This window comes from Streptomyces coryli, assembly GCF_011044975.1.
Lineage (GTDB): Bacteria > Actinomycetota > Actinomycetes > Streptomycetales > Streptomycetaceae > Streptomyces > Streptomyces coryli.
The window spans coordinates 19,210-29,943 of sequence record NZ_JAAKZV010000086.1 but is presented as its reverse complement, the minus strand read 5'-3'; the positions used below and the strand labels follow the sequence as shown (position 1 = coordinate 29,943).

Annotated in this window: 10 protein-coding genes; 7 read left to right on the top strand and 3 right to left on the bottom strand. The window is 70.8% G+C overall.

Annotation, left to right across the window (positions count from 1 at the left end; all coding sequences use genetic code 11):
* Both G5C51_RS20065 and G5C51_RS20060 read left to right on the top strand, forming a co-directional pair.
* On the top strand, nucleotides 1–1,017 hold a 1,017-nt coding region (locus G5C51_RS20065), incomplete at its 5' end, for an ornithine cyclodeaminase family protein (RefSeq protein WP_240929789.1).
* A gap of 149 nt (nucleotides 1,018–1,166) precedes the next feature.
* Entirely contained in the window at nucleotides 1,167–2,186 is a 1,020-nt protein-coding gene (locus G5C51_RS20060; RefSeq protein WP_165239310.1) for a TIGR03842 family LLM class F420-dependent oxidoreductase, read from the top strand.
* Nucleotides 2,187–2,193: 7 nt separating this feature from the next.
* Here the strand turns inward: G5C51_RS20060 and G5C51_RS20055 are convergent, their stop codons facing one another.
* Nucleotides 2,194–2,439, bottom strand: coding sequence for a DNA gyrase inhibitor YacG (locus G5C51_RS20055; RefSeq protein WP_165239308.1), 246 nt, complete (start codon nucleotides 2,437–2,439; stop codon nucleotides 2,194–2,196).
* 204 nt (nucleotides 2,440–2,643) lie between these two features.
* On the opposite strand from G5C51_RS20055, the gene G5C51_RS20050 reads away from it, so the two are divergent.
* The 3 genes from G5C51_RS20050 (at nucleotide 2,644) to G5C51_RS20040 (ending at nucleotide 5,645) form a co-directional block, all read left to right on the top strand.
* On the top strand, nucleotides 2,644–3,216 hold the full coding sequence (locus G5C51_RS20050) for an LmbU family transcriptional regulator (protein ID WP_165239306.1): 573 nt from the start codon (nucleotides 2,644–2,646) through the stop codon (nucleotides 3,214–3,216).
* A gap of 173 nt (nucleotides 3,217–3,389) precedes the next feature.
* Nucleotides 3,390–4,442: a 3-deoxy-7-phosphoheptulonate synthase gene (gene aroF / locus G5C51_RS20045; RefSeq protein WP_165239304.1), complete on the top strand. Its 1,053-nt coding sequence runs from the start codon at nucleotides 3,390–3,392 to the stop codon at nucleotides 4,440–4,442.
* 165 nt (nucleotides 4,443–4,607) lie between these two features.
* Nucleotides 4,608–5,645 (top strand): ParB and winged helix-turn-helix domain-containing protein, encoded by a 1,038-nt coding sequence (locus G5C51_RS20040; protein WP_240929788.1) that lies wholly within the window; start codon nucleotides 4,608–4,610, stop codon nucleotides 5,643–5,645.
* 121 nt (nucleotides 5,646–5,766) lie between these two features.
* Here the strand turns inward: G5C51_RS20040 and G5C51_RS20035 are convergent, their stop codons facing one another.
* The gene (locus G5C51_RS20035; protein WP_165239321.1) at nucleotides 5,767–6,849 is read right to left on the bottom strand and encodes an alpha-hydroxy acid oxidase; all 1,083 of its coding nucleotides are present in this window, start codon (nucleotides 6,847–6,849) and stop codon (nucleotides 5,767–5,769) included.
* Between the two features lie 31 nt (nucleotides 6,850–6,880).
* Nucleotides 6,881–7,981 (bottom strand): 4-hydroxyphenylpyruvate dioxygenase, encoded by a 1,101-nt coding sequence (gene hppD, locus G5C51_RS20030; RefSeq protein WP_165239302.1) that lies wholly within the window; start codon nucleotides 7,979–7,981, stop codon nucleotides 6,881–6,883.
* 189 nt (nucleotides 7,982–8,170) lie between these two features.
* Here hppD and G5C51_RS20025 point away from each other — a divergent pair, with 189 nt between their 5' ends.
* Together G5C51_RS20025 and G5C51_RS20020 are read left to right on the top strand one after the other, a co-directional pair.
* Nucleotides 8,171–9,259: a prephenate dehydrogenase gene (locus G5C51_RS20025; protein ID WP_165239300.1), complete on the top strand. Its 1,089-nt coding sequence runs from the start codon at nucleotides 8,171–8,173 to the stop codon at nucleotides 9,257–9,259.
* 116 nt (nucleotides 9,260–9,375) lie between these two features.
* Nucleotides 9,376–10,698 carry an aminotransferase-like domain-containing protein gene (locus G5C51_RS20020; RefSeq protein WP_240929787.1) on the top strand — a complete coding sequence of 441 codons (1,323 nt, stop codon included), beginning with the start codon at nucleotides 9,376–9,378 and terminating at the stop codon, nucleotides 10,696–10,698.
* The last annotated feature ends 36 nt before the right edge of the window (nucleotides 10,699–10,734 follow it).

Here is a 10,734-nt window from a genome sequence, read left to right as displayed (position 1 = left end):
CCTCCAGGAGACCCCGCCCCGATGACCCTCATCCTCACCCGCTCCACCATCCGCGCCCTCCTCGCCGACGCGGTGGCGGACGTCGAAGCGGCCGTGGCGCGCGCCCACCGTGACCTCGCCGACTCCCGGGCCGTGCTCCCCGCACCGCCGGCGATGGCGCTGCCCGGCGCGAGCGGGACCTTCCTCGCGATGGCCGCGGCCTCCGGCCCCGACCGGCTCGCCGCCGTCAAGCTCCTCGCGGACCTCCCGGACAACCGCGCCGCCGGGCTGCCGGTGCAGCGCTCCACCGTCCTCGCCGTGGACGCGGACAGCGGCGCCTGCGTCGCGCTGCTCGACGGCGCCGAGCTCACCCGGACCCGTACCGCCGCCGCGACCGCGGTCGCGACCCGGGCGCTGGCCCGTACCGACGCGACGACCCTCGGCCTGGTCGGCGCCGGCCCGCTCGCGTACGCCCACGTACGCGCGCTGCTGCCCGCCCGCGCGTACGAACACGTCGTCCTCTGGGGGCGCACGCCCGCGCGCGCCCAGGACCTCGCCGCCCGTATCACCGCCGAACTCGGCCTGCCCGCGAAGGTCCTGGACAACCCTCGCGCCGTCACCGAGGCCGCCGACGTGCTGTGCACGCTCACGCCCTCCCGCGAGCCGCTGGTCGAGGGTGCCTGGCTGGCGCCGGGGCAGCACGTCAACGCCGTCGGCGCCCCGCCCCGCCCCGACCACCGCGAGCTCGACACCGAGGCGGTGGTCCGCAGCCGTATCGTCGTCGACGCCTACGACACCGCCCGCGCCAAGTCCGGCGAGGTCCTCATCCCGCTCGCCGAAGGGGCCCTGACCGAGGACGACTTCCGCCGCGAGCTCGGCGACGTCCTCAGCGGCCGGGCCGAGGGCCGTACGAGCGCGGCCGATCTGACGCTCTTCAACTCGGTCGGCGTAGGGCTGCAGGACCTGGCCGCCGCCCGGCTCCTGATCGATCTAGCGGAGGAGCGAGGGCTGGGCCTGCACGTGGACCTGGCCGGGTGACTGCCGGGTGACTGGGGGAGGGGGGGCAGACCCGGCGCGGTGTTTCCGCCACGTCACCCCCGCTTGACGCGCGTTGACAACGTATTGCCAAGCCCCCGTCGGGCGGTCACTATGAGGGCTTTCAAGGACGCGACAAGGGGGACCAAGCCGTGGACTTCGGACTCGTCCTGCAGACCGACCCGCCCGCCTCCGCCGTCGTCGGCCTGATGCGCCGCGCCGAGCGCAACGGCTTCCGCTACGGCTGGACTTTCGACTCGACGGTCCTCTGGCAGGAGCCGTTCGTCATCTACAGCCGCATCCTGGAGCACACCACCAAGCTCAAGGTCGGCACGATGGTGACCAACCCGGGCACCCGCGCCTGGGAGGTCACCGCCTCCGCCTTCGCCACGCTCAACGAGATGTACGGCAACCGCACCGTCTGCGGCATCGGCCGCGGCGACTCCGCGATGCGCGTCGCGGGGCGCAGGCCCAACACCCTCGCAACCCTCAGCGATGCCATGCGCGCCATCCGTGACCTGGCCGAAGGCCGCGAGACCGACATAGACGGCACCCCCCTCCGGCTGCCCTGGGTGCGGGACGGCAAGCTCCCCGTCTGGATGGCGGCATACGGGCCCAAGGCGCTCGCGCTCGCCGGCCGGGAGGCCGACGGCTTCATCCTGCAGCTGGCCGACCCGTATCTGACGGAGTGGATGGTCAAGGCCGTACGCACGGCGGCCGCCGAGGCCGGGCGGGACCCGGACGACGTGACGATCTGCGTGGCGGCACCGGCCTACATCGGCGACGGCACCCCGGAGTCCCTGGCCCACGCCCGCGACCAGTGCCGCTGGTTCGGCGGCATGGTCGGCAACCACGTCGCCGACCTGGTGACCCGCTATGGCGAGCACTCCGACCTGGTCCCCGCGGCGCTCACCGCGTACATCAAGCAGCGCGAGGGATACGACTACGCGCACCACGGCCGCGCCGGCAACCCGTCCACCGACTTCGTCACCGACGAGATCGTCGACCGCTTCTGCCTGCTGGGCCCGGTCGAGGCGCACATCGAGAAGCTGCGGGCCCTCCAGCGCCTGGGCGTCGACCAGTTCGCGATCTACGCCATGCACGACGCGAAGGAAGCCACGATCGACGCGTACGGCAGCCAGGTGATCCCCGCCCTGGGGGCGTCCCGCTAGCCGCCCCTCAGGTCTCGCCGGCGACCAGCAGGCTGATGACCGTGATGTGCCGGCCGCAGTTCGGGCACTCGTGAGCAGCGCCCAGCGGCGGCGCCGGCGCGGGCCCGCCCGCTACCGCCGTCGGTTTGCCCCGCTGATGCGCGCGCCACCAGCGGGCCTTGCATCTGTCGCCGCAGAATTTCCGCGTCGGGTTCCGGCTCGTCCAGTGGAACGTGCTTCCGCACTCAAGACATGACCGGACCTCGGTGTTCATGCCGCCTCCTGGCTCCTTGGCGATTCCCGACGATTCGCTGCGGTCCAGTAGAGCCGGTGCGGAGTTTCCGCTGCGTAACACGCGCTGCCACCCGGGAGTTACCGACTGTCGCCGGGATATTCGCACACTTGCACCGATACCTTGCCGAAACCGCCCGCCGTGGAGGATATGCCTGCCAGCGAGAGGGGCAGGTGAGGTGAGCCGATGATTGGAGTCAGCGGCCGGACGGTACTCAACGGGCAGCCGGCGACCCGGCGCACCGCACTGTCGCTCCCGGAAGATCTCCCGTTGGCCGAGTGGCGCCACCTGGGCCGGCAGATACTGGTGATCGTGGATTCGTCGGCCTGGTGGCTGGGCGACTGGCTCGTCTACGGACAGCTCAACTACCCCGATCGCTACCGGCGGGCGCTGGCGGAGACGTCTCTCGATTATCAGACGCTGCGCAACTACGCCTGGGTCGTACGGAAGTTTCCGGCCCACCGCCGCCGCAAAGACCTCAGCTTCCAGCACCACGCGGAGGTCGCGGGGATGCCGGAGGAGGAGCAGGATGCCTGGCTGGACCGTGCCGAGCAGGGCAACTGGACGCGGAACGAGCTGAGAAAGCGGGTCAGGGCGCAGCGGCAGGCGCCCGCGGCATTGGCCGAAAAGGCGGTGCTCGTTCAGGTGAATATCATGCAGACCCGCCGAGTCCAGTGGCAGAAGGCCGCCGAAGCCGCAGGTCTGGACTTGCAGGAGTGGATAGTCCAAATGCTGGACGAGGCGGCGATCGGCATGTGATCTTCGGGTGCCACCCCCGGGTCCTCAGCTCTGTCTCGCCGGCGGGACAGAGCTGAGGGCCGTTGTGCTGCCGGGCGATAGTGCGGCAATTCCCCTGGACGCTTTTTCCGGGATTCCCACCGGTGCTACCTTCGGTGCGGATTTCACAGCCGGGAAAAGGGGAGGGATTTGTCATGGTGGTAGTGATGGCCCCAGAGGCCACGCAGCAGGATATCGACTCGATCGTCGATCTGGTCCGCGCCGCAGGTGTGGACGCTTTCGTCAGTCGCGGATTGACCCGGACAATTGTCGGGCTGGTGGGCGATGTGCATGCGCTGGCAACCGCAAATCTGCGCAGCCGTAAAGGAGTGCAGGATGTGGTGCGGATATCGGAGCCGCACAAACTCGTCAGCCGTGAGCACCATCCCGCCAGGTCCGTGGTCCGCGTCGGCGGCGTGCCGATCGGGCCGGACACGCTGACCGTGATCGCGGGGCCGTGTGCGGTCGAGACGGTCGAACAGACCCTCGAGGCCGCCGTCATGGCCAGGGCCGCGGGGGCGGCGCTGCTGCGGGGCGGGGCCTTCAAGCCCCGCACCTCGCCCTATGCGTATCAAGGGCTGGGCGAGGCCGGCCTGCGCATCCTCGCCGAGGTCCGCGCCGAGACCGGCATGCCGGTGGTCACCGAGGTCATCGACCCGGCGAGCGTGGAGCTGGTGGCGGGCTACGCCGACATGCTCCAGGTGGGGACCCGCAACATGCAGAATTTCGCCCTGCTGCAGGCGGTGGGGTCGGCCGGGAAGCCGGTACTGCTCAAGCGCGGCTTCGCCGCCACCGTCGACGAATGGCTGATGGCCGCCGAGTACATCGCCCAGCGCGGAAATCTGGACATCGTCCTGTGCGAGCGCGGCATCCGCACGTTCGAGACGGCCACCAGGAACACCCTGGATATCAGCGCGGTCCCGGTGGCGCAGCGCAGGTCCCATCTGCCGGTGATTGTGGATCCTTCGCACTCCGGCGGCCGTCGTGAACTGGTGATTCCGCTGGCCCGTGCCGCGCTCGCGGTCGGTGCGGACGGGGTCATGATCGACGTGCATCCCGCCCCGGAAAGGGCGTTGTGCGACGGCGCCCAGGCCCTCGTCGGCGAGGACATACGCGAGTTTTCGATCGCCGCTTCGATTCTCTCGCCGGTCATGGGCCGAACTCTGACCCAGCCCGTACCGAAGGGCAGTCCGCTCCCCGTGCCGTGACGAACCGGACGAACGGCGTCCGCAAACGGGGCTATCTAGCGGAAAGAACCACTGTTAGAGTCGGCGGCGTGAAAGGCGCATTCAGGTGCCGCACCTGTGGGGGAGGCCCGGTGGGGGTAACGGGGGAGGCTTGTCGCCGGCTGCGTACCCGGAAACATCGATCCGTTGAATTCTTCGACCCCCGCATGCCTGCATTCATTTCGAGAGGAGCTCGAAGTGGAACTTGGTCAAGGCAGATTTGACCAGGATATGGTTGCTGAAGTCGAGATCAGTTCGCTTGAGGCGATGGGATCGCCGCGTAGTTCAGGGGAGGACCCGGATCACATCGAGGCATTGGCGGAGGTGATGGTTCCACTTCCGCCCATCATTGTGCACCGCTCGACCATGCGCGTGATCGATGGTGTGCATCGATTACGCGCAGCTCAGCTGCGGGGCGACAGCAAGATCGCGGTCAGCTACTTCGAAGGCACCGAGGCCGACGCCTTCGTGCTGGCGGTGGAGTCGAACATCACGCACGGTCTTCCGCTGGCGATGGCGGACCGGAAGCGTGCGGCGGGCCGCATCATCGTGTCGCATCCGCAGTGGTCGGACCGGATGATCGCATCGGTGACCGGGGTTGCGCCGGCCACCGTTGCCGAGATCCGCCGGCGGACGTCCGGCGGGACAGCCGCCACCGGCAGCAGGATCGGGCAGGACGGCCGCGTCCGCCCGGTCAACGGTGCCGCGGGCCGCGAGACCGCCAGCAGACTCATCGCCGAGAACCCGGGGCTGTCGCTCCGGCAGATCGCCAGGGCCGCGGGCATATCCCCGGAGACGGCCCGGGACGTACGGAACCGGATGCGACGCGGCGAGGACCCGCTGCCGAAACCGGTGAGCAAGGCAGCCTCCAACAAGGCGACGGGAGCCGTCGCCGCGAGCCGCGTCCCGTCCGGCGCCCGGGAGACCATCCGGCTGCCGGCGGCGGAGCGGGCCGCGGCCATGGAACGGCTGAAGTCCGATCCCGCGCTGCGCTTCAACGAGCGCGGCCGCACCCTGCTGCGGCTGCTGAACATCCACCTGCTCAGCGAGGCGGAGCTGCAGGAGCTGATCGACCACATCCCGCCGCACTGCAGCGGCATCGTCGCCAATCTGGCCCATGAATGCGCCGGAGTCTGGCGGGAGCTCGCTCTTCGGGCGAACCAGCAGGTGGCCGTGACGGCGTGACCCGCCCGGTGTGTCCAAGTGCCGCAATCCGTGCGGTTGGACACCCGCGGCCCTGAACACCGAGTCCTCCCCCCGGCACGCCGGGCGGGAGGACTCGGTGTTCAGGGCGACAGGGCCGCACTCAGCGTTTCTGGTACGCCCGCAGCTGCCGGGCCGCCGGCACGCTGCCGCACCCCGAGAGCCCGAGGGCATCGCGAAGTTCCGCCCCGAGCAGGTCGAGTACGCGCCGGGCGCCGGCCTCGCCGGCCGCGGCCACGCCCCAGATCACCGGCCGGCCGACCAGCACGCCGGACGCCCCGAGAGCGAGCGCCTTGAGCACGTCCGTACCGCTGCGGATGCCGCTGTCCAGGAGGATCTCGCAGCTCGCGGGCAGCGCCGGCGCCAGCTCCGCCAGCGCGTCGATGCTCGGAGCGGCCCCGTCGAGCTGGCGGCCCCCGTGGTTGGAGACCACGATCGCGTCCACCCCCGACTCCGCGGCGCGGACCGCGTCGGCGGGCGCGAGGATGCCCTTGAGCACCAGCGGCAGCCGGGTTTGCTCGCGCAGGGCCGCGACCGACTCCCAGGTCACCGACGAGGAGAAGGCCTGGCCGGTGTGGACGGCCAGGGCGGAGTCGCCGGCCTGGCGCTGATGCGCCGTGGAGCGGGCTTCCAGGTGGGCCGCCCGGACATGGCCGGGCAGTGTGAACCGGTTGCGGACGTCCCGCAGCCGGCGGCCCATCCACGGCACGTCGACGGTGAGCACGAGCGCCTCGCAGCCCGCCTCCTCGGCGCGGTGCGCGAGCCGCAGCGTCTGCGCGCTGTCCCGCAGCCAGTAGAGCTGGAACCAGACCGTGCCGCCGAGCGCCGTGATCTCCTCGACCGGGACGCTGCTCAGCATGCTCACCGTGAAGGGCACGCCCGCCTCCTTCGCCGCCCGCGCGGCCGCCAGTTCCCCGTCGGGGCTGACGAGCCGCTGATAGGCGACGGGGGCGATGGCCACGGGCATCGGGACGGGCCGGCCGAGGAGGGTGGTCCGCGTCGTGCAGTGCGATACGTCCCGGAGCATCCGGGGGACGAGGAAGACGCGGTCCAGTGCGGCGCGGTTGGCGTCGAGCGTCAGCTCAGCGCCGCTGCCGCCGGCCACGAAGTCCCGGACGTCGGCCGGCAGCACCGAGGCGGCGGCCCGTTCGAAATCCGTCAGGCACTGGGCCGACTCCGCCGTCAGGTCAGCGGACTGGGCCGACTCCGCCGCCAGGTCAGCGCTGGAATCCACGCTGCCCGGTCCTCTCCAGCTCCACCGCCTCGTACAGCGCCTTGATGTTGGCGCTGCCGAAGGTCTCGGCCCCCTGCCGTTCGATGACCTCGAAGAACAGCGTGTGCCGCGGGTGGATCGAGGCGGTGAAGATCTGGAACAGCCGGCCGCCGTGATCCTCGTCGGCGAGCACTCCGGTCCCGCGCAGGTCCGCGAGCCGCTGCCGGTCCAGCGTGATCCGGTCGCCGAGCAGGTCGTAGTACGCCGCCGGCGGCGTGAGGAATCCGACGCCGCGGCCGGACAGCGCCCGTACGGAGCGGACGGCGTCCTCTGAGGAGAACGCGATGTGCTGGACGCCCGGCCCCTGATGGCTCTTCAGGAACTCGTCGATCTGCCCAGGCAGCGCGGTGGCGTCGGGTTCGATCAGAGTGAGCGTGATCGCGCCCGACGGGCTCTGCACCACCTTGGAGTTCATGGCCTGGGCGCCGACGACGATGTGCTCCTGGAAGATGTCCCGGAAGCCGAGGACGCCGCGGTAGAAGTCGACCGTCGGGTCCAGATCACCGGTGTTGAGGCAGACGGCGAAGTGGTCGACGTCGAGCAGTCCCACCTCGTCGGCCCGCCGGCTGCCCGATTGCAGCGTCGGTACGAACCCGGCCGGCAGCCCCGGCGCGGCGCCGGGGGCGCGCTGCACCAGCGTGTGGGCGACGTCCCCGAAGCCGCCTATCGCCGCCGTGACGGCGGGACCGTGGCCCGTGTGCCGGGCGGGCTCCCGGAGTACGGGGGCGCCGCTCGCCACCGCGGCGTCGAAGACGGCGCGCACATCCGCGGTGCGCAGCGCGATGTCGGCGACTCCGTCGCCGTGTTCCAGGACGTACGCGGCCGCGGGATGCTTGTCCGACGTCGCCTCGGTGAGCAGCAGGGTGACGCGGCCGTGCCGCAGGGCGAGGCTGCGGTAGTCCGCGGAGCCGCCGGTGCCGACGACCGCGAAGCCGTACTTGTCGACCCAGTGGAATGCGGATGCGTCCAGGTCCTCGACGTACATTTCCGTGTAGTCGATGGTGAGATCCTCGAATGGTGCCGCGGATTTCGCTGAATTACCCATGAGTGCCCCAACCTCAGGAGAAGTTGAACGGATTTTCCCGAACCCTAAGGTCCGGGTCCGGCGTCTGGCTATGGCCGTCGTTTTCCACCGGGCGGGCTCTCCTGGACAGCCGGGCGGGCGCATAAACTGACGGGCCTTTCGGATGGTGGGGAGGGCTTTTCGGATGGGTGATGTCCCGTGATTCGCACCATGGCCGTCATTGGAACGGGCCTGATCGGCACGTCCGTTGCGCTCGCCGCGAGCCGGCAGGGAGTGACGGTATTCCTGTCCGACCGGGACCCGTCCGCCGCCAGGACCGCCGCCGGTCTCGGCGCCGGACTGGCGCGGACGCCGCGGGAGCGGGTGGATCTGGCCGTGCTCGCGGTTCCGCCCAGCAAGGTCGGCTCCGTGCTCGTCGATGCCCAGCGGCGCCGGCTGGCCCACAGCTACACCGATGTGGCCAGCGTCAAGGCCGGCCCGGAGCGGGTGGCGCTGGCCCGGGCCCCCGCACCCTCCCGCTACATCGGCGGACATCCGCTGGCCGGCCGGGAGTTGTCGGGTCCGCTGGCGGCGCGCGCCGAGCTGTTCGAGGGCCGGCCCTGGGTGCTCACCCCGTCCCCGCTGACCTCGGGCGTGGCCTGGCGGCACGCCCGCGAGCTGGCGGAGCTGTGCGGTGCGGTCCCGCTGGTCATGCGCAGCCGGGACCACGACGAGACGGTGGCCCTGACCTCGCACGTACCGCATCTGATGGCCAGCCTGACGGCGGCCCGGCTGCGCCAAATACCGGGCGGGGCGGGCCGGCTCGCCGGTCAGGGGCTGCGCGACGTGACCCGGATCGCCGCCGGCGACTCCGGGCTCTGGACCGACATTCTGCAGTCGAATGCCGCGGCCATGACCGGGGTGGTACGGGAGTTGCAGGCCGACCTCGCAAGGGTGGCGACGGCGCTGGCGGTGCTTGCCGATCCGGACGCGGACGGCAGGCCCGCCGGCCTGCGGACCATGACCGATCTGCTGGACCGCGGGATCGCCGGGCTGGCGGCGATTCCGGGTGCCGCCGCCGGGACCGCGGGCGGCGCCGACCGGGTGCGGGTGGCCGTCGCGGACCGCCCCGGGGAACTGCCGCGGCTGCTGGACGCCCTGGCCGGACTCGGCATCGACGCCGTGCTCGGCGTCGATGCCGACGCGGGGAGCGGGCCGCTCGTCCGGTTCGCCGTCCCCGAGGGCGACGGCGACAGTGCCGCGGCCAAGCTCAGGGCCGACGGATGGGACGCCGAGCCGGCCGGCAATGCCGGTGATTAGCGTGTCCAAGTAGCCAGAATGGCCAGTTGGACGACGTTGGCGAATATGCGGCAATCGTGTGATCCTGAGCGGCGTAAAGCCACCCTTCGTAAATTGCCTACGGGCGGGGGAACTTCATGGAAAAGGACGCGCACGGGGTCGTCCTGCGGAAATCGGAGCTGCACGCCAGCGTTTCCGATCCGGTGCTCGATACGATGAACTTCCTCAACGAGATCACCCACCGCTATCCGGAGGCGATCTCGTTCGCCCCGGGCCGGCCGTATGACGGATTCTTCGATATCGAGCAGGTATTCGCGCAGCTGCGGACCTATCTGGACCACCTGGCGGCGCAGGGAGGTTCGCCGCAGCAGGTCAGAACCGCGCTCTATCAGTACGGCCCGACCGCCGGGCTCATCCGCGACGTCATCGCCGATTCGCTGCGCGCGGACGAGGACATCGACGTACCGGCCGAGTCGCTGGTGGTGACCGTGGGCGCGCAGGAGGCCATGCTGCTGGTGCTGCGGGCGCTGTGCTCAGGACCCGACGACGTCCTGCTCGTCTCCAGCCCCTGCTATGTCGGGATCACCGGAGCGGCCCGGCTGCTGGACATCGCCGTGCACCCGGTCGAGGAGCGCGAAGACGGCTTCTCCGCCGCCGCATTGGAGGCGGCCATCCTCGGGCTGAAGGAGCGCGGGCGCCGGCCCCGCGCGTTCTACGTGGTGCCGGAGCACTCCAACCCGTCCGGGAACACGATGGGCCCCGCGGCCCGCACCGCACTGCTGGAGCTGGCGGAGCGGCACGGCATCCTCATCCTCGAGGACAGCCCGTACCGGATGGTGAGCCCGGGTGCCCGGCTGCCGACGCTGAAGTCCCTCGACCGCGCCCGCACGGTGGTGCACCTCAGTTCGTTCGCGAAGACCGTCTTCCCCGGCGCCCGGGTGGGCTTCGTCGTCGCCGACCAGCAAGTGGTGGGCGACGACGGCCGCGTGGGCCTCCTGGCGGACGAGCTCGCGAAGATCAAGAGCATGGTGACGGTGAACACCTCGTCGGTGAGCCAGGCCGTCGTGGCCGGGGCGCTGCTGTCCGCGCACGGCCGGATCTCGGACCTGAACGAGCAGGCGGCCGCGCACTACGGCGACGCGATGCAGACCGTGCTCGCGAACCTGGACGAACAGCTGCCCGCGGACCGCCGCCGGGACCTCGGCGTGCGCTGGAACGAGCCCACCGGCGGCTTCTTCCTCACCATGCAGGTCCCCTTCCCGGCGGACAACGCGGCCCTTGCCAGGTCCGCCCAGGACTTCGGCGTCCTGTGGACCCCGATGCGGCACTTCCATCCGGGCGGCGGCGGCCAGTACGGCATCCGCCTGTCGACCAGCTATCTCACCTCCGCGGAGATCAAGGAGGGCACCGCACGGCTCGCCCGCTTCATTGAGGATTCCAGCGATAGGAGACGCACGTGACCTGCATCCATGGCATACGACGACCGCGGAGCCGCC